The sequence below is a fragment of the Mesorhizobium sp. WSM3866 genome (assembly GCF_002294795.1).
Taxonomy (GTDB): Bacteria; Pseudomonadota; Alphaproteobacteria; order Rhizobiales; family Rhizobiaceae; genus Mesorhizobium.
Window position 1 is genome coordinate 349,625 of the sequence record NZ_NSGC01000006.1, and the last position, 18,875, is coordinate 368,499.

The window sequence follows — 18,875 nt, forward strand, 5'->3', positions numbered from 1 at the left end:
CGCCTGCGTCGTTGTCCAAAAACCGGCGTGGCGTTGGCGGACCGGACGGGCTTATCGCTTATGCATACCGCAGCGCAGCAGAGCAAGATTTTGTTGAAATGGCCGGCAAGGACACGGCGCAAACGCCATCGGAGGGCCATAAAGACTTGAAAAGCGTCGGCGCTCGGCTACACCCGTCGGGCGATTTGTCGGCAATGGAACTCACGGGGCGAGATGAGATCATCTTTGATCCGGCGCGGGGTATGGGTAATCGGCGTTGCGGTGCTGGTCATCGCGCTCGCCGTCGCTGCCTTGCCGCTGATTGCCTCGACGCGCATCGTACGCGACCGCATCGCTTGGGAATTGAGCGCCTGGAGCGGCTTTCGCGTGACGATCGACGGCTCGCCGCGCATCGAGGTGTGGCCTAAGTTCCGGGCAATCCTCAGCGATGTGACGCTGTCGCAATGGACGGAGACCGACGCGCCGCCGGTGATCGAAGCCGAGCGCGTCGAAGTCGATCTCTCGGCCATGGCCGCCGTGCAGGGCGACGTCCAATTCTCAACGGCAAGGCTGGTGCGGCCGACCATCAGGGTGGAGCGCAAGGCGAACGGCCTCTATCTGCCGCCGCTGCCGACCGGCGGCCGCATCACGCGCTCGATCGACACTGCGCGCGGCGTGGTCACCGCGAACCCGCAGAAGCCCGACCTCGGCAGACTCCCTTCCGATCCGTTCGGCATCGTCGAGTTCCGCGACGGCCGCGTCGTGACCTCGGTTGGCGGCAAGGATACCGAGATCCTGAGCAGCCTCAGCGGCCAGGTGAACTGGGCGGCGATGAACAGCGACGCCGCGCTCACGGCGACCGGCATATGGCGCGGCGAAAGCGTCCAGATCGATTTTTCCTCGGCGAAGCCGCTGGTGCTGTTTGCCGGAGGGGTCGCCCCCGTCACGCTCGCCTTCAAGGCGGCGCCCGCCACGCTTTCTTTCGACGGCGTCGCCTCGATGTCGGAGAACGGCTATCTGGACGGCCAGGCGAAATTCACCGCCCCGTCGCTGCGACGCCTGCTTGAATGGTCGCAGGCCGGCATGGCGCCTGGTGCTGCGATCGGCTCCGTCTCGGTCGCGAGCAAGGTGGCGGCCTCGGCGGGGCGCGCGAAGTTCGAGAACACGACGGTGGCGCTGGACAACAACCCCGGCATGGGAGCGCTGGACTTTTCGTTCAGCGAGCCCCGGCCCGTCATTTCCGGCACGCTTGCGTTCGATACGCTCGATCTTCGATCGGTCCTTTCCGCTTTCACGCCGATCGCTCCCGCCGGCCAGGCAGGCCCCGGCGAGTTCGACACCGGCTTCGCCGACAAGATCAACCTCGATCTCAGGCTGTCGGCGGCGCACGCCACTGCCGGCCCGATCCAGCTTGCCGATGTCGCCGCGACCGCGCAGGTCAAGAACGGGCTTGCCGTCTTCGACATCTCCGACGCGTCGGCCTTCAACGGCAACATCCAGAGCAGCCTGCGCTTCGACCGCAAGCCGGACGGCACTCAGGTCGAGTTGCGGCTTTTGGCATCGGACGTCGACACCGGCGCCTTCGCCACCGCGGCGGGGATGACGCGGCTGGTGCCGGCCGGAACCGGAACCGTCTCGGTCATTCTGAAGGGGCCGGGCAAGGCCTGGGACTCCATCTTCGAGAACGCCGACGGGTCTTTCTCGGCGACGTTCGGGCCGGGCTCGCTCAACGGCCTCAACCTGCCTGCCTTTCTCAAGCGCAACGAACAGGGCGGATTCTTCGCCCTCGACGACGTCGCCGACGGCTCGCTGCCTATCGACGGCGCCGAGATCAAGGCGAGCATCTCGAAAGGTGTGGCGCGGCTGGACAAGGCCGAGGTCAATGCACAGAAGTACAAGATCTGGCTTTCGGGCATCGCCTCCTATACCGGGCGCGGGCTGGCGCTCTCGGGCGGCATCATCCCAAATGGACAACCTGCGCAGCAACAGCCGGCCCAGCAACCGCCTACCGCCGGTCAGACAGCGGTGCAGGCGCCGCAGCCCCCAAAGCAGTCGTTGTTCTTCGTCGGCGGCAACTGGAGCACTCCGTTCATCTCGCCGATCAGCCGCGGCGTTTCAGGCCAATAGAACAAGGCGCAGGTCGCCCCCGTCTTTGTTCCCTATCCGCGTTGCGCCGCCTGCTCATCGCGCTGGCGCTGGACCTCGCGGCGCTTGTTGGCGATCGAGGCAATGATGACGCCGATCGCGACGACGGCGATCAGGATGGTGCAGGCGGCATTGATCTCAGGCGTCACGCCGAGGCGCACCTGGCTGTAGATCTTCATCGGCAGCGTCGTGGCGCCGGGGCCCGAGGTGAAGGAGGCGATGACCAGATCGTCGAGCGAGAGCGTGAAGGCCAGCATCCAGCCGGAGATGATCGCCGGCAAGATGACGGGCAAGGTGATCTGGAAAAAGGTCTTCACCGGCGGCGCGCCGAGGTCCATCGCTGCTTCTTCCAGCGAGCGGTCGAAGGAGACCAGTCGCGACTGCACGACGACGGCCACGAAGCACATGGTGAAGGTGATGTGGGCGAGCGTGACGGTGAAGAAGCCTCGGTCAAGCCCGACGGCCACGAAGAGCAAGAGCAGCGACAGGCCGGTAATGACTTCCGGCATCACCAGCGGCGCAAAGACCATGCCGGAAAATAGCACCCGCCCCTTGAAGCGTGTGTAGCGGGTCAAGGTGATCGCCGCCAGCGTGCCGAGCACGGTGGCAACGGTCGCCGAGATGACGCCGACGCGGGCTGTCACCCAGGTGGCGTCCATCAGGCCCTGGTTGTGGAACAGCGACACGTACCATTTCGTCGAAAAGCCGCCCCAAACGGTGACGAGCTTGGATTCGTTGAAGGAAAAGACGATGAGAAGCACGATCGGCAGATAGAGAAAGGCAAAGCCGAGCACGATCGAGGTGATGTTGAAGCGGCTCCAGGTGGCGTTCATTTGCCTTGCTCCTGGGCTTTCGCTTGAGCCTGCTGGAAGAACATGATCGGGACGGTCAGCACCAGAAGCAGGATGACCGCCACCGCCGACGAGACCGGCCAATCGCGGTTGGCGAAGAATTCGTTCCACAGCGTCTTGCCGATCATCAGCGTCTGCGAGCCGCCGAGGAGGTCCGGTATGACGAACTCGCCGACCGCCGGGATGAAGACCAGCAGGCAGCCGGCAATCACGCCCGGCAGCGACAGCGGGAAGGTGATCTTCCAAAAGGCACCGATCGGCGGGCAGCCGAGATCCTGCGCCGCCTCTATCAGCGAATAGTCCATCTTCTCCAGCGACGAGTAGAGCGGCAGCACCATGAAGGGCAGATAGGAATAGACGATGCCGATGAAGATCGCGGTGTAGGTGTTGAGGATGACCAGCGGCTGGCTGATCAGGCCAGTGGCGAGCAGCACCTGGTTGAGCAGCCCTTCGGGTTTCAGGATGCCGATCCAGGCATAGACGCGGATCAGGAACGAGGTCCAGAACGGCAGGATCACGAGCATCAGCAAGGTCGGCCGGATCGTCGCCGGCGCGCGCGCCATGCCATAGGCGATCGGATAGCCGACGATCAGCGTCAGCACCGTCGAGATGCCCGCGATGATCAGGCTGGTCACATAGGCGTTGAAGTAAAGCGCGTCCTGGGTCAGCCACGTGTAATTGTCGAAGTTGAGCTCGCGAAAGCCGGCGAAGAATCCGGAAATACCGTCGCCGAAATCGAGCACCGGGGTGTAAGGCGGCATCGAGATCGCCGTCTGCGACAGCGAGATCTTGAAGACGATGATGAACGGGACAAGGAAGAAGAACAGCAGCCAGAGATAGGGAATGATGATAACGAGACGGTCGACGAAGCCCTTCGCCAGCTTGGTCGGCAACTGAGCGGCGGTTTCAGCCGAGGAAGAGGCGGCGGCGATATTGGTCATGGCCGCCCTGTTACCTTGTCAGCACGACGCCGGCGTCCGGCCGGAAGGAAACCCAGGCGCGATCGTTCCAGGTCAGAGGGTCGTCGCTGACGCGGGCAGCGTTCAACGCGCTTGCCCGCACCATCTGTCCGTCGTCGAGCTTGATGTGGTAGACGGTCATGTCGCCAAGATACGCAACGTCATAGACTTCGCCTTCCAGCGCATTGACGGCATCGGCCGGCTTCCTCGACGATACCTTGATCTTCTCGGGCCGGATCGCGAAGACGATGTCGGCGCCCTTGGTGGTGTCGGCGGCATTCTCGACAACGATCTGCGCACCGGTCGCGCCGGTGATGCGCGTCGTATTCGCTGCCCGCTCGGCAACCTTGCCCTCGAACATGTTCACATTGCCGACGAAATGCGCCACGAAGCGCGACGTCGGGGCCTCGTAGATTTCCGCCGGCGTCGCCACCTGCATCACCTCGCCCCTGTCCATGATGGCGATGCGGTCGGCCATGGTCATGGCTTCCTCCTGGTCGTGGGTGACGACGACGAAGGTAAGCCCAAGTTCCTGCTGCAGGTCCATCAGTTCGAACTGCGTCTCCTCACGCAGCTTCTTGTCGAGCGCGCCGAGCGGCTCGTCCAGCAAAAGCACCTTCGGCCGCTTGGCGACCGAGCGGGCAAGCGCCACGCGCTGGCGCTGACCGCCGGAAAGCTGGTGCGGCTTGCGCTTGGCGAACTGCTCGAGCTTGACCAGCCTCAGCATCTCGGCGACGCGCTTTTCGATATCGGGAGCGGGCATGCCTTCCTGCTTGAGGCCGAAGGCGATGTTCCTTTCCACCGTCATATGCGGAAACAGCGCATAGGACTGGAACATCATGTTCACCGGCCGCTTATAGGGCGGAATGCCGCGCAGGTCCTGGCCGTCGAGCAGAATGCGCCCCGCGGTCGGCTCCTCGAAGCCGGCGAGCATCCTGAGCAGGGTCGACTTGCCGCAGCCCGAGGCGCCGAGAAGGGCGAAGAACTCACGTTCGAAGATGGTCAGCGACAGATTGTTGACAGCGGTGAAGTCGCCAAACTTCTTGGTCACCTTGTCGAACTGGATATACGGCTTGGCGCTCGGATCATTCCATGGCGCGAAATCCCTGCGGATGCTGCCAAGCGATTTCATGTCCCACTCCGGGTCTGTTTCGTTCCGCTGGAACGGTTCATGGTTTCGAGAAAACGCCGAACCGCTCCAGCTTTTTGTTTCTGACGCAATTCCGGGCGGAAAACCGTCCCACACTGTTGCTGGAATTGCTTCTAAAGAAAGCGACTCCGGCAGTTTCTGCCGGGGTCGCGTCTCGATGCTTATTGGCCGGTGACGATCTTGGTCCAGGTGCGCGTGATGATGCGCTGTGTCTTGGGATCGTAGGGCTGGACGGTGTAAAGCTTCTTGGTCGTCTCCTCGTCCGGATAGACCGAGGTGTCCTCCAGGAGGGCCTTGTCGACGAACTGCTGCGAGGCCTTGTTGCCGTTGGCGTAGAGCACATAATTCGAGGATTTGGCGATGACTTCCGGCGTCATCATGTAGTTGATGAACTCATGCGCTTCTGCGACATGCGGCGCGTCGGCTGGGATCGCCATCTGATCGAACCACATCTGGGCGCCTTCCTTGGGCACCGAATAGCCGATCTCGACGCCCTGCTTGGCCTCCTCGGCGCGGTTGCGCGCCTGGAACACATCGCCCGACCAGCCGATCGCCAGGCAGATGTCGCCGTTTGCCAGCGCGTTGATGTATTCCGAGGAATGGAACTTGCGAATATACGGCCGAACCTTGAGCAGGGCCTCCTCGGCCTTGGCGATATCGTCGGGCGAGGTGCTGTTTGGATCGAGGCCGAGATGTTTCAACGTGGCCGGAATGATGTCGGAGGGGGAATCCAGCACATAGACGCCGCAATCCTTGAGCTTGGCGAGGCTCTCCGGATTGAAGAACACGTCCCAGCTGTCGATCTTGTCGGTGCCGAGTGCCGCCTGCACCTTCTTGACGTTGTAGCCGAGGCCGACCGTGCCCCACATATAGTTGACCGAGTACTCATTGTTCGGATCATACTTTGCGGTGCGCTCCGAAATGACATCCCACATGTTGGAGATGTTCGGCAGCTTGGACTTGTCGAGCTTCTGGAAGACGCCGGCCTGGATCTGGCGCGCCAGGAAATTGGCGCTGGGCACCACGACATCATAGCCGCTGCCCCCGGCCAGCAGCTTCGTCTCCAGGATCTCGTTGGAATCGAAAGTGTCGTAGACGACCTTGATGCCGGTCTTCTTGGTGAAGTCCTCGATGATCGAGCTGTCGATATAGTCCGACCAGTTATAGACGTTGACGACGCGGTCGTCGGCATGGCCGCTCGCGGCGAAGAGCGCCAGAAAGGCCGAAGTCGCCGAAAGCAAAAGCGCTTTGCGGATCATGATATTCTCCTTTGGTGAGTGTTCCCGTGCCGGCTCGTCGCGACATGGGCGCGGGACGGCGTTTGTTTCAGACTATGGAGATTTCCGGAGAGCCACAAGCGCGCGCGCCTGGCAGTGCGCCGGATCGTTGAGTGACGGGCGCCGCCCTTGCCTCCTTTCCAGGAAGCTGTTCGGACGGCCTCAGCGGCGTTGGCCGCGGCGTAAGCAGAGATGTAACGATGCGGTCCGGCCTCGATGAGGCCGGCGGAGTCACTTGGCAAGATACGCCTGTCTTGTTGTTGCCGTAATTGCAGCCTGCCCGGCCCGCAGCGGAGTTGTCAATGGGGAAGACACGCGAGCATCAATTGGGAGACGGCAGCCCGGTGATGCCCGGCCGCTCGGGCCGGGTCTGCCGCTTGAACTCAAACGCAATATGAACAAGCAGCGCGGCGATGACGACCGCGCCGCCGATGATGGTGCGCCCCGACGGCACCTCGGAATGGACGAGCCACACCCAGATCGGACCGAGGATCGGCTCGAAAGTGCCGAGCAGCGCCGCGACGGCCGCGGGCACCAGGCGGGCGCCCATGGCGAAAAAAGCAAGACCGACGCCGAGATTGATGACGCCGAAGGCGAAGAGAAAGCCCATGTCGCGCCCGGAGACGGTGAATTCCGTGGCTTGCGAGGCAGCAAAAGCACCGGCGAGCAATGCGCCGAGGCAAGTGGCCGGCACCATGCGCACATGGGCAAAGCGCCGGGTGATCACGGTCGCGAACGACAACATCACCGCGATCAGCAGCGCCAGGCCATCGCCGATCGGCGAGACGGCGCCGTCAAGCGATTCCGAGACCATGATGGCCACGCCGGTGATGACGGCGGCAATGGCGACCCAGGTTCCTGGGGTCACGCGTTCGCGAAACAGTACCCAGGCGAGCATGGCCGCCAGAAGCGGGACACCGGCCTGCATCAACAAGATGTTGGCGACCGTCGTGTAGGCGAGCGCGACGATGAAGCTCGTGGAGGCGGTGGCGAAGCAGAGAGCGACGCCCAGCCCAGGCAGGCCCATGTCGCGGAACAATCTCCAGGTGCCGCGCCAGCCGTCGCGCCAGAGCATGAAGGCGACGAGGAAGCCCACCGCCCAGATCGAGCGCCAGAACACCACGGTCCAGCTGTCGCCGACATGGATGAAGCGAGCGATGGTGCCGCCAAAACTCCACATCAGCGCCGACAGGAAGACCAGCAGCATGCCGATCCGCTCCTCGCGCGGCGAGACGGCGGCCAAGGCAACGCGAGACGAGGCGGTATCGGTCATAGGCGAGACTGTCAGCGATTTGCCGGCGGCACGATCCACCACGGACGACCACACCATATCCCATTCGCGTAGCGCAAATGCTCGAGCCAGGCGTGATCCAGCATCCGCTGAAATGTAGGACAAAGCCGGCTTGCGGGCCGCCGAACCGCTGCGGCTGGCGGGGGTGCTACCCCTGGAAATCGAAGGCGCTGAGACCCGTCACCATCTCGTCGAGGCCAAGCGGCCGGGTCACCGGCGGCTCGGCGCGCGCCAGGCAGCCAACGCGCTCGCAGAGCCTGCAGGCCGGGCCGACCGGCGTTGCATATGCCGTGCTCTGCGCGGCCTTGGCGGCGGACGGTCCGGGCAGCGCCGCGCTGTAGACGATCTCGTCGCGAAAGCCGATGTCGCAGCCCAGCAGAAGCGCCGTGCGCCGCGGCCGCTCGGAGAAGGCGCCTTGCGGCCCTTCGAGCGTGCGGGCGATGCAGAGGAACTCGGCCCCGTCCGGCATTTCCACCGCCTCGACCAGGATCCGGCCCGGCTGCGAAAAGGCCGCATGGACAGGAAGCTTCGGACAGGCGCCGCCGAAACGGCTTTGCGGATAGCCCAGGCTGCCCGCCTTGCGGAAGCGGTTGCCGGCACTGTCGACCTCCAGCATGAAGAACGGTACGCCTGAGGCGCTCGGCCGCTGCAGCATGGTCAGGCGGTTTGCCGCCTGCTCGAAGGAGACGCCGAAGCGCGAACGCAAGACGTCGATGTCGTAGCGGGCGCGGACGGCCGCTGCATGAAAGGCGTGATAGGGCATCATCAGCGCGTGCGCCGCATAGCGGCCGAGCTCGAAACGGGCTAAGCGGCGCGCTTCGTCCGTGCCGAGCTTCAACGTCTGGATCTCGCCCGCCACGGCCACCGTCATGCGCATCAGGCTCGCCTCCATGGCGACCTCGCGCAGCTGATCGAAGGGGGAGAGCCGCTCTGACAGGAACAGGCGTTGCGAATGGCGATCGTAGCGCCTGCGCCAGTTCGGCATGGTGGCCACCGGCAGCACCTTGACCACGATGCCGTGCTCGCGCCTTAGCCACGCCTTCAGCGTGCCGAACAGGTCGTCGCCTGGATCGAGCAGCGAAATGAAGGCCTCGGCTTCCTCCTCCAGCGCGGCGAAATGGTTCGGCCTGCGCTCGAAAGTCTCGTGCACTTCGTCGACAGGCAGGCGCGTGCCGGACAATGCGGTCGCCCTGCCCTCCCGCGCCAGGAGTTCATTGAGATCCGACAGCCGATCGGCCTGCTCGCGATAGGCGCGAAACAATTTCACCATCGCGGCGGAAGCGTTCGGCGCGATCTCGGCGAGGTCGATCAGTTCCTGGTCGCCCGGCAGTTCGCCGGCCAGCAGCGGATCGCCGAACACTTCCTTCAGCGCCGCGATCGATCCTTTGGTCTCGCCCTGCAATTCGTGCGGGTCGATCTTGTAGGCCGACGCCAGCTTGAGGATCAGCTGCACCGTCAGCGGCCGCTGGTTGCGCTCGATGAGATTGAGGTAGGACGGCGAGATGCCCAGGCCTTCGGCCATCGCCGTCTGGGTCAGGCCCTTGGCGTTGCGAAGCCGGCGGATGCGCGGCCCGGCGAAAATCTTCTGCTCGGCCAATCGGCTACCTTGAAAAGAGTTTTACATAACGGCGCGCCGTCGCGGGCTCATCCAGCTTTTTACAATCATGACAGATTTACAGCCCCGACCTGTCAAACGCAACACCAGTTTTCCCGTATTTTAGCGGGCAAGCTCCGGTTTTTCTGGCGACTTTTGCGGCGCAATGTAAACAATGTAACACGTGAACGGCCCACAGATACGTCCCTCAAACGGGCCATCTAAACAAGCAAGACTGACCTGGAGCAATCGATGACTGATTTTTACAACCTCGTCCCGTCCGCGCCGGAGGGCCGTTTCGACGGCATCGAACGGCCCTATTCGGCGGAGGACGTGAAGCGGCTGCGCGGCTCGGTCCAGATTCGCCATACGCTTGCGGAGATGGGCGCGAGCAGGCTGTGGAAGCTGATCCACGAGGAAGATTTCGTCAATGCGCTCGGCGCCATGTCGGGCAACCAGGCCATGCAGCAGGTCAGGGCGGGCTTGAAGGCGATCTATCTGTCGGGCTGGCAGGTCGCGGCCGACGCCAACACCGCGTCGGCCATGTATCCGGACCAGTCGCTTTATCCGGCGAATGCGGCGCCGGAGCTGGTCAAGCGCATCAACCGCACGCTGCAGCGCGCCGACCAGATCGAGACATCCGAAGGCAAGGGTCTTTCGGTCGAGACCTGGTTCGCGCCGATCGTCGCCGACGCCGAAGCCGGCTTTGGCGGGCCGCTCAACGCGTTCGAGATCATGAAGGCCTTCATCGAGGCCGGTGCCGCTGGCGTCCACTATGAGGACCAGTTGGCGTCGGAGAAGAAGTGCGGCCATCTCGGCGGCAAGGTGCTGATCCCGACCGCAGCGCATATCCGCAACCTTAATGCGGCCCGGCTTGCAGCGGACGTGATGGGCACGCCGACGCTGGTGGTGGCGCGCACCGACGCGGAAGCCGCCAAGCTGCTCACCTCCGACATCGACGAGCGCGACCGGCCTTTCGTCGACTATGACGCCGGCCGCACGGTCGAGGGCTTCTATCACGTCAGGAACGGCATCGAGCCCTGCATCGCGCGCGCCGTCGCCTACGCGCCGCATGCGGACCTGATCTGGTGCGAAACCTCGAAGCCGGATCTTCAGCAGGCAAGGAAGTTCGCTGAAGGGGTGCACAAGCACCACCCGGGCAAGCTGCTCGCCTATAACTGCTCGCCGTCGTTCAATTGGAAGAAGAACCTGGACGACGCGACCATCGCGAAGTTCCAGAAGGAACTCGGCGCCATGGGCTACAAATTCCAGTTCATCACACTGGCCGGGTTCCACCAGCTGAACTTCGGCATGTTCGAACTGGCCCGCGGCTACAAGGAGCGCCAGATGGCGGCCTATTCGGAACTGCAGGAGGCGGAATTCGCGGCGGAGGTCCATGGCTATACCGCGACCAAGCATCAGCGCGAAGTCGGCACCGGCTATTTCGATGCCGTTTCGATGGCGATCTCCGGCGGCCAGTCTTCGACCACCGCCATGCATGAGTCGACCGAGCACGCCCAGTTCAGGCCGGCGGCCGAGTAATGACAACACCAGAGGAAACGCCCGAAGGGCACTTACGTCGAGGAGAACAGCAATGGCATCGATAAGCCGGGTCAAGGAACGGGCCGAAGAACAATCAAGCGCGATGAGCGTCGATCAGCAGGCGACGATCCGCATGCTTGCCAACGACCTGCACAGGCTCAACCAGTCTGTGATGAAGGCGGTCGAAGCAGGTGTGTCCGTCGAGCTGGTGCGCTCTGCCAGGCACCATGGCGGAGACGGCAACTGGGGTGATCTTTTGATCCCAGTGATCGTCACCCATCAGAACCAAGGCTGACGTAACGTCAACAATCACTCGCGAGTGTCTCCCGTGTGCTATACGTTCCGGGGGACGTTCGTTTTTTCGAATTGTGGCCGTGGCGCTGGGGAGAACTTGCGCCGGATTTTAGCAATTCTTCCTATATTATCATTTTCGACTATTTTTGCTTGACACCGCTGGCGATCTCGCGCCAATTGCGCGCTTAAGGTTTCAACCCTGCATTGAACCAGAGCCTCCGCCATACATGTGTCCCGCCAATCGTGACGACTCTGAAAAACCAATGAAACCGGCGGACCGTGGCGCGGCGGCCCGGCTGCCGGCGGATATCTCCAAGGTGCTGGTGGTCGGCAAATCGTCGATCAACCGGGTCGTCGTATCGAAAATCGTGGAAAAGTCCGGGCTGAAGCCGATTTCGGAGCCACCGGAGGCGGCCGAGAAAGCTTTGGCCGGCCTGGTTCCCGGCGCAATCATACTCGATGGCGGACCCGACGACAGGGATTGCGACAGGTTGCTGTCCGGCATCGACGCGCTGCGGCGCGCTTCCGGCAAGGCGCGGCCCGCCGTGATCCTGCTTTCAACCAGGAATGGCACGCCGGACAGCCTCGGCCTGTCGAGCGTGGTCGACGCCGTGGTCGCCAAGCCGATCACGCCCGAAAGGCTGCAACCAGTAATCGATCGCCTGGTCGGCCGCGGCTAGGCAGAGGCGACGCTCAGCCGGGCTTCGCTATTGCCTCGACCAGTGCCGGCAACTCGCCGAGATCTGCGATCTCGCGAAAACGCGGCGCCGCGACAGGCGCCTCGGCGTGTTCGATCGCCCAGGTCAATTCGTGCGGCACATGGATGCCCCAGCCACCGGCCTCGATGGCGGGAACCACATCGGACTTGAGCGAGTTGCCAACCATCATGCTGTTCTGCGGACCGTCGCCATGGCGGCTGAAGATGCGGGCATAGGTGGCTGCGCTCTTGTCGCTGACGATCTCGACGGCATCGAAGAGATCACCCATTCCCGACTGCGCGAGCTTGCGCTCTTGATCGAAGAGGTCGCCCTTGGTGATCAGCACCAGATGGTAGGAGCCCGCCAGCTTTTCGACCGTCTCGCGGGCATGCGGCAGCGGCTCGATCGGATGGCTCAGCATCTCGCGGCCGGCAGCCAGGATTTCGCCGATGACCGAACCGGGCACCTCGCCGTTTGTGATCGCGACGGCCGTCTCGATCATCGACAGCGTAAAGCCCTTAATGCCGAAGCCATAGAGGGCGAGGTTGCGCCTTTCCGCTTCGAGCAGCCGTGCCGCGATGTGCTCATGATCGCCGTGCTCGGCCAGCAAGGCGGCAAAACGCTTCTCGGTCAGGCGGAAGAACTGCTCGTTCTGCCACAGCGTGTCGTCGGCATCGAAGCCGATGGTGGTCAAACGTGGAGCGGACATGTGCGACCCTTTGCTTACAGGCTCATCTAGACCCTGTGGCGCTGCGCCGCCAGCAAGAAGACAGGCACGCCGGTTCCTTTGGGCTGCGGCTCGGCTTGCCTGTGGCGACGCGGGCGCCTCCCCTTTCCTTCCGCCACGGCGCCCGGCTATACTTTGAAATCCGCAACACAATCTGGTGAATGATGCCGCCTGAAAAAAAGGAAGTCCGTCCGTCGAGCCGGGGGGGACGCGCCCGCACGCCTGCCTTCTTGAAAAACGAACGCGGTGTGAAGAACTGGAAGGAAGCCAGCGCCTGGCTGGAATGGCGCGGCATCGAGGACATCGAGTGCATCACGCCGGACCAGGCCGGCGTCGCCCGCGGCAAGATGATGCCGTCGAAGAAATTCACCTCCAACACATCGCTGGCGTTGCCTTCAGCCGTGTTCATGACGACGATATCCGGGGGCTATCCGGAAGACGGCAATGGCTTCCACTATCCGGAGGACGACGGCGACCTGAAGCTCTTGCCCGATCTCTCGACACTGACCGTCGTGCCCTGGGAGGAAGATCCGACCGCCGCGGTGATCTGCGACCTCGTCCACCAGGATGGCCGCTCCGTCGAATTCACGCCGCGCAACGTTCTGAAGCGCGTGCTGGCCGCCTATGACGACCGTGGGCTGAAGCCGGTGGTGGCGCCCGAGATCGAATTCTATCTGGTACGCAAGAACCCCGATCCGGACTACCCGCTGACGCCGCCCGTCGGGCGCTCAGGGCGGCCGATCGGCGGCGGCGCCGGCTATTCGATCGCGGGCGTTAACGAGTTCGACGAACTGATAGACGACATCTACCATTTCTCGGAGCGGCAAGGCCTGGAGATCGATACGCTGATCCACGAGGAGGGCGCCGGTCAGCTTGAGATCAACCTGCGTCACGGCAATCCGATCGAGCTTGCCGACCAGGTCTTCATGTTCAAGCGCACGATCCGCGAGGCGGCGCTGAAGCACGAAATCTACGCCACCTTCATGGCCAAGCCGATCCAGGGGCAACCTGGCTCGGCCATGCATATCCACCAGTCGGTGGTCGACAAGAAGACCGGAAAAAACATCTTCTCGGCCGAAGACGGCGCCGAGACGGATGCGTTCTTCCATTTCATCGGCGGCATGCAGAAACACGTGCCGAACGCGCTGGTGATGCTTGCGCCTTACGTCAATTCCTATCGGCGGCTCACGCAGGCTGCGTCGGCGCCGGTCAACAACAAGTGGGGCTACGACAACCGCACGACGGCTTTCCGCGTGCCGCGTTCCGATCCAGCGGCGCGGCGCGTCGAAAATCGGATTCCGTCCTCGGACGCCAATCCCTATCTGGCGCTTGCCGCCTCGCTTGCCTGCGGGTTGATCGGCATGAACAACAAGGTCCAGGCCGAGCCGCCGGTGCTGACGACCGCCAACGAGGACGAGATCGACCTGCCGCGCAGCTTGCTCGAGGCCGTGGACCTTTTCGAGGCCGACAAGGAGCTTGGCGCCATTGTCGGCAAATCCTTCGCAGCCACGTATGCGGCCATCAAGCGAGCCGAGTTCGAGACATTCATGGAAGTGATCAGCCCTTGGGAGCGGGAGTATCTGTTGCTGAATGTGTGAGCGGCCACTTCGTCGAGTGAATGGGTGAATAGTGAATGGTGAGTAATTTCATATTGGATGGGTGAACGCAGCCAGAGCGCTCTAGCAAAGCATTCACTATTCACCATTCACCTGCGTTTCCGCATGCCTCGATGGGCGGGTATTCCGGCCACGGCATCATGCTGTCCAACTTCTTCGGCAAGCTCTACGCCGAGACGGTCGCGGGCAATCGCGACCGCTGAAGCTGATCGAGTATCTGAAGATTCCCGCCTTCCCGGACAGCTGTTGTTTACGCGCACCGCTGCTGTTTCTGGCGCTCAACTGGTTCGCACTGCGCCGCAGGATCTGAAGCCGGAACATGTGCAGAAGCTGTTAATTCGACAAGTCCGCTTCCCTAACGGCACGTTGCGGAATCCTTAACAAACGCGCAGAATTTCGCAAAAAGGCGCACTGATGCCATAATCGGCGGTAAAAGATGCCGGTTCTGGGCGATAAGACGGGGATTTGCGCGGGCCTGCCCGCTGGAAATTTCAGGACCGATGCCGATCAGCCGCGAATGGTTTGCGGCAAGATCGAAAGAACGTCGGCCCGGTTGTTGGAGGTGGTTTAGGTGAACGAGCCCTTCCGTTTCGGTGCGCCGGAACGACGGCACTTTGCCGTGCGGTTCGGCTATGACATGCGGTCCTCGTTCTGGCAGGGCCTGCAGTCGAACGCGCATCTGGTGATCGCGGCCGTCGGCACCGCGGCGCTGCTTGGCGTGGCGGCGGTGGCGCTTTGGCTGGCCTTGCCGGCCAATGAGCGGCAGGCGATCGCGAAAACGGAGCTGACCGTCCCCGCGATCCCGGTCAAGACGAAGAAAATCGCCCCGGCCGCGGCGAGCTCTGTCAGTGTCGCCGCCGCGCCGCAAGCGGCGCCCAAGGCCGATGCGGTTTCGCCCATGACTGCGGCCCGGGAAACTGCCATCCCGGCACTGGCTTCCAACAATCCCCGCTGGAACGGCACGGTTGGTGAACCCGCGCCCGCGGCGGATGCTCCGCCGGCCTCATCCGCTCAGGCAGCGGAGAAGCCGGCGACGCAGAACGACAAACCGGCGGTTGCCGCCTTCGCCGAATCCGGGTCCGGAAACGATGCTTCGGCCGCCCTGGCTGAGGTCGCGGCGCCAGCGCCGGCGGCTGCCCAACCGGCAGACGCAAAAAAGCCTGACGACAAAATGGATGCGGCCCAGACCGCCGCCATCCCGGACGCGAAGCCCCAAGTTGCCGAGGCCCAGCCGGCGTCACCCGAGGATGCGGCACAGGACGAGCCGAAGCCCGAAAACGCCGGCACTGGCACCAATGGACGCGTCCTGAGGGCTGTTACCATGCGTTCCGGCCCGAAGAACGGCGCCGCCGCGATCGTCACTGTGCCTGCCAAGTCAGCTGTGCAGGTGATGAGCTGCAAAAAATGGTGCGAGATCGTCTATAACGGCAAACGCGGCTGGATCTACAAGAGCTTCGTCAAGACCGGCGCCTGATTTGGACGCTCTTGGCGGCCTGACGCCGCCGCGACGTCGGTTCAGATGCAGCGCCCGCCGTCGACCTCCAGCGCCACGCCGGTGATGAAGGCCGCCTCGTCCGAAGCCAGCCAGAGCGCCGCGTTGGCGATGTCGAGCGGCGTCGACAGCCGGCCGAGCGGGATAGAGGCGCGGAATTTTTCGCGGATCTCCGGCGTGTCGGCGCCCATGAACTTCTCCAGCATGCCGGTCTCGCCGGCGACCGGGCAGAGGCAATTGACGCGGATGTTCTTCGGGGCGAGTTCGACCGCCATCGACTTGGTGGCGGTGATCGCCCATCCCTTGGAGGCGTTGTACCAGGTGAGGCCCGGCCGCGGCCTGATGCCGGCTGTCGAAGCCGTGGTCAGTATGACGCCGCCGCCCTGCCGGTCCATGATCGGCACCACGGCAAGCGCGGCATGATAGATCGCCTTCATGTTGACAGCGGTGATCAGGTCGAAGGTTTGCTCGTCGACGCCGAGCATGTCGCCGTTGCGATGGGTGTAGCCGGCATTGTTGACCATGATGTCGACGCGGCCGAAGGCGCTTTTGGCGGCATAAACCATCTCGTCGAATTCGGAGCGTTGCGAGACGTCGGTCTGGGTCCAGATCGCGTTGTCGCCGATTTCCTTCGCCACGCGCGCTGCGCCCTTGGCGTTGAGGTCGGCAACCACGACGCGCGCGCCTTCCTCGGCGAAGCGCTTCGCCATGCCCTCGCCGAAGCCCGACGCCGCGCCGGTGATGATGGCAACCTTGTTTTGCAGACGCATGGTTTTTCCCATCATTGAAGGGCCGGCGGTCGCCATTCTCCCTTAGCTTTCGTCACATTCAGGTTCTATGTTGCAGGCGCGAACGCTTCCGGAAAGCTGTTGCTTGCCGACAAGCCTCCCGGTGGCGCCAGTGTCAAGGCCGCATTTGGGCCCAATCGATTGTCCAGCGATTGGTCCCGGATGTGACACCATGACACTGGACGATTTAAATCGATTAGAATATATCAGCCCCGCTACCGGCTAGCGGCATCAAACCGGACTGACCATGACCAGCCAGATCATCCCTGTCGAACCTTTCGACTTCATCATCTTCGGCGGTACCGGCGACCTGTCGGAGCGCAAGCTTCTGCCCTCGCTCTACCACCGCCAGCGCGACCACCAATTTTCGGAGCCGACGCGCATCATCGGCACGTCGCGCGCGAAGATGAGCGATGCCGAGTTCCAGACCTTCGCCAAGAAAGCGATATCGGACCATGTGAATCCGGCCGACATCGAGCCGAAGGAACTGGACACATTTCTTGCTCGGCTTTCCTATGTCTCGGCGGACGCCACCTCCGGCGTCGGCTTCGACAAGCTCAAGAAGGCCATCGGCGACAGCGACCGCATCCGCGCTTTCTACCTCGCGGTGGCGCCGGCGCTGTTCGGCGACATCTCGCATCAGCTCAAGGAACACAAGCTGATCACCCCGAACTCGCGCATCGTGCTGGAGAAGCCGATCGGCCGTGACCTCGCCTCGGCACGTGCGCTCAACGACGCTGTGGGTGACGATTTCCACGAAAGCCAGATCTTCCGCATCGATCACTATCTCGGCAAGGAAACGGTGCAGAACCTGATGGCGCTGCGCTTTGCCAACGCGCTTTATGAGCCGCTGTGGAACTCCGCCCATATCGATCATGTGCAGATCACCGTGGCCGAGACCGTGGGTCTCGAGGACCGCGTCACCTACTACGACAAAGCCGGCGCGCTGCGCGATATGGTGCAGAACCACATCCTGCAGCTGCTTTGCCTGGTTGCCATGGAAACACCGTCCTCGATGGACGCGGACGCCGTGCGCGACGAGAAGCTGAAGGTGCTGCGGGCGCTGAAGCGCATCAACGGCAACGAGGCGCCGAAGCACACGGTGCGCGGCCAGTATCGCGCCGGCGCCTCCGCCGGCGGGCCGGTCAAGGGCTATGTCGAGGAGCTCGGCAAGGACAGCAACACCGAGACCTTCGTCGCCCTCAAAGCCGAGATCGGCAACTGGCGCTGGGCCGGCGTGCCTTTCTATCTCAGGACCGGCAAGCGGCTGGCGACCCGCGTTTCGGAAATCGTCATCGAATTCAAACCGATCCCCTATTCCATCTTCGGCGACAGCGCCGGGCCGATCTTCGCCAACCAGCTGGTGATCAGGCTGCAGCCGGACGAAGGCGTCAAGCAGTACATCATGATCAAGGATCCGGGGCCGGGCGGCATGCGGCTGCGCCAGATCTCGCTCGACATGAGCTTCGCGCAATCCTTCCACAGCCGCGCGCCGGACGCCTACGAGCGGCTGATCATGGATGTGGTGCGCGGCAACCAGACGCTGTTCATGCGTCGCGACGAGGTCGAGGCGGCCTGGAAGTGGATCGATCCGATCCAGAACGCCTGGGAAAGCGCCAGGCAGGAAGCGCAGGGCTATACGGCCGGCACCTGGGGTCCGTCGGCCTCCATCGCGCTCATCGAACGTGACGGACGGACATGGCACGAGAGCAATTGAGCGGGGCCGCTTACGCCTGGAACGGGTTTGCCGACCGCCAGCAGCTGGCGGCGGCCCTTGCCGGCCACGTCGCCGCCCGCCTGACCAAGGCGATCACCGACCGCGGCACCGCATTCCTCGCCGTATCCGGCGGCACGACGCCGGCAAAGTTTTTCGCCGCGCTCTCTTTAATCCCGATCGCCTGGGACAAGGTCACCGTGACGCTGGTCGACGAACGTTTCGTGCCGCCCTCCTCGCCGCGCTCGAATGCCGGGCTGGTGGCGGCCAACCTGCTCCAGAACAAGGCAGCGGCAGCGCGCTTCGTGCCGCTCTACCATGAGGCGGCGACCATCGAGGACGCAGCGGCGTCGGACAGCGAGCCCCTGCAATCATTGCCCTGGCCTCTGGATGTGGTGGTGCTTGGCATGGGTGCCGACGGCCACACGGCCTCCTTCTTTCCCGATGCCGGCAATCTCGCCGAGCTCATCGACCCGTCCTCACCGCGGATCGTGCTGCCCGTGCATGCGCAAAGCGCCGGCGAGCCGCGGCTGACGCTGTCGATGGCGCGGATCGTTGCCGCCGGTTTCATCGCGCTCCACATCGAGGGAGAGGACAAGCGTATTGCCTTCGACGGAGCGATGGGAGCGGGCATGAAAAAGCCCATCCGCAACGTGCTCGAGGCGGCGCCGATACCGGTAGAGGTGTTCTGGGCACCCTGATTTCACCAAAGGAACAGCCCCGGAGGCCGTGGGAGGACGTTTTCCGGGGCCCGAAAG

The 18,875-nt window shown here is 63.3% G+C and carries 16 protein-coding genes and 1 pseudogene; 9 read left to right on the forward strand and 8 right to left on the reverse strand.

Annotated elements, in window-relative coordinates; translation table 11 throughout:
- Positions 1 to 213: 213 nt before the first annotated feature.
- Entirely contained in the window at positions 214 to 2,106 is a 1,893-nt protein-coding gene (locus CK222_RS16705; RefSeq protein WP_095801096.1) for an AsmA family protein, read from the forward strand.
- Between the two features lie 32 nt (positions 2,107 to 2,138).
- On the opposite strand, the gene CK222_RS16710 is transcribed toward CK222_RS16705, so the two are convergent.
- The 6 genes from CK222_RS16710 to CK222_RS16735 form a co-directional block, all read right to left on the reverse strand.
- Positions 2,139 to 2,957: an ABC transporter permease subunit gene (locus tag CK222_RS16710; RefSeq protein ID WP_067327282.1), complete on the reverse strand. Its 819-nt coding sequence runs from the start codon at positions 2,955 to 2,957 to the stop codon at positions 2,139 to 2,141.
- Positions 2,954 to 3,916: an ABC transporter permease subunit gene (locus CK222_RS16715; protein ID WP_095801097.1), complete on the reverse strand. Its 963-nt coding sequence runs from the start codon at positions 3,914 to 3,916 to the stop codon at positions 2,954 to 2,956. The genes CK222_RS16710 and CK222_RS16715 overlap by 4 nt, the downstream gene beginning before the upstream one ends.
- A 10-nt stretch (positions 3,917 to 3,926) precedes the next feature.
- A complete protein-coding gene (locus CK222_RS16720; protein ID WP_095801098.1) occupies positions 3,927 to 5,066 on the reverse strand; it encodes an ABC transporter ATP-binding protein in 1,140 nt (379 codons plus the stop codon).
- Between the two features lie 179 nt (positions 5,067 to 5,245).
- Positions 5,246 to 6,343 carry a polyamine ABC transporter substrate-binding protein gene (locus CK222_RS16725; protein WP_095801099.1) on the reverse strand — a complete coding sequence of 366 codons (1,098 nt, stop codon included), beginning with the start codon at positions 6,341 to 6,343 and terminating at the stop codon, positions 5,246 to 5,248.
- A gap of 340 nt (positions 6,344 to 6,683) precedes the next feature.
- A complete protein-coding gene (locus CK222_RS16730) occupies positions 6,684 to 7,634 on the reverse strand; it encodes a DMT family transporter (protein ID WP_067327997.1) in 951 nt (316 codons plus the stop codon).
- Between the two features lie 166 nt (positions 7,635 to 7,800).
- Positions 7,801 to 9,249: an XRE family transcriptional regulator gene (locus CK222_RS16735; RefSeq protein ID WP_095801100.1), complete on the reverse strand. Its 1,449-nt coding sequence runs from the start codon at positions 9,247 to 9,249 to the stop codon at positions 7,801 to 7,803.
- Between the two features lie 249 nt (positions 9,250 to 9,498).
- Here CK222_RS16735 and aceA point away from each other — a divergent pair, with 249 nt between their 5' ends.
- The 3 genes from aceA to CK222_RS16750 all read left to right on the forward strand — a co-directional run bounded on the left by aceA (position 9,499) and on the right by CK222_RS16750 (position 11,762).
- Entirely contained in the window at positions 9,499 to 10,788 is a 1,290-nt protein-coding gene (gene aceA / locus CK222_RS16740) for an isocitrate lyase (RefSeq protein ID WP_067327261.1), read from the forward strand.
- Positions 10,789 to 10,840: 52 nt separating this feature from the next.
- The gene (locus CK222_RS16745) at positions 10,841 to 11,083 is read left to right on the forward strand and encodes a hypothetical protein (protein WP_066989302.1); all 243 of its coding nucleotides are present in this window, start codon (positions 10,841 to 10,843) and stop codon (positions 11,081 to 11,083) included.
- Between the two features lie 262 nt (positions 11,084 to 11,345).
- Positions 11,346 to 11,762, forward strand: a complete 417-nt coding sequence (locus CK222_RS16750; protein ID WP_164747267.1) for a response regulator — start codon at positions 11,346 to 11,348, stop codon at positions 11,760 to 11,762.
- A gap of 13 nt (positions 11,763 to 11,775) precedes the next feature.
- Here CK222_RS16750 and CK222_RS16755 read toward each other — a convergent pair whose 3' ends face one another.
- Positions 11,776 to 12,489: an HAD family hydrolase gene (locus CK222_RS16755; protein ID WP_095781924.1), complete on the reverse strand. Its 714-nt coding sequence runs from the start codon at positions 12,487 to 12,489 to the stop codon at positions 11,776 to 11,778.
- 182 nt (positions 12,490 to 12,671) lie between these two features.
- Between CK222_RS16755 and CK222_RS16760 the strand changes: the two genes are divergently transcribed.
- The 3 genes and pseudogenes from CK222_RS16760 to CK222_RS16770 all read left to right on the forward strand — a co-directional run bounded on the left by CK222_RS16760 (position 12,672) and on the right by CK222_RS16770 (position 15,597).
- On the forward strand, positions 12,672 to 14,105 hold the full coding sequence (locus tag CK222_RS16760; protein ID WP_095776675.1) for a glutamine synthetase family protein: 1,434 nt from the start codon (positions 12,672 to 12,674) through the stop codon (positions 14,103 to 14,105).
- Positions 14,106 to 14,233: 128 nt separating this feature from the next.
- A pseudogene (locus CK222_RS16765) lies at positions 14,234 to 14,433 on the forward strand (FAD-dependent oxidoreductase); the annotation flags it as partial.
- A gap of 261 nt (positions 14,434 to 14,694) precedes the next feature.
- A complete protein-coding gene (locus CK222_RS16770) occupies positions 14,695 to 15,597 on the forward strand; it encodes an SH3 domain-containing protein (protein WP_095801101.1) in 903 nt (300 codons plus the stop codon).
- Between the two features lie 41 nt (positions 15,598 to 15,638).
- On the opposite strand, the gene CK222_RS16775 is transcribed toward CK222_RS16770, so the two are convergent.
- Positions 15,639 to 16,385 carry an SDR family oxidoreductase gene (locus CK222_RS16775; protein WP_095801133.1) on the reverse strand — a complete coding sequence of 249 codons (747 nt, stop codon included), beginning with the start codon at positions 16,383 to 16,385 and terminating at the stop codon, positions 15,639 to 15,641.
- 265 nt (positions 16,386 to 16,650) lie between these two features.
- Here CK222_RS16775 and zwf point away from each other — a divergent pair, with 265 nt between their 5' ends.
- On the forward strand, positions 16,651 to 18,120 hold the full coding sequence (gene zwf / locus CK222_RS16780) for a glucose-6-phosphate dehydrogenase (RefSeq protein WP_095801102.1): 1,470 nt from the start codon (positions 16,651 to 16,653) through the stop codon (positions 18,118 to 18,120).
- The gene (pgl, locus tag CK222_RS16785; RefSeq protein WP_095801103.1) at positions 18,102 to 18,818 is read left to right on the forward strand and encodes a 6-phosphogluconolactonase; all 717 of its coding nucleotides are present in this window, start codon (positions 18,102 to 18,104) and stop codon (positions 18,816 to 18,818) included. The genes zwf and pgl overlap by 19 nt, the downstream gene beginning before the upstream one ends.
- Positions 18,819 to 18,875: the final 57 nt, after the last annotated feature.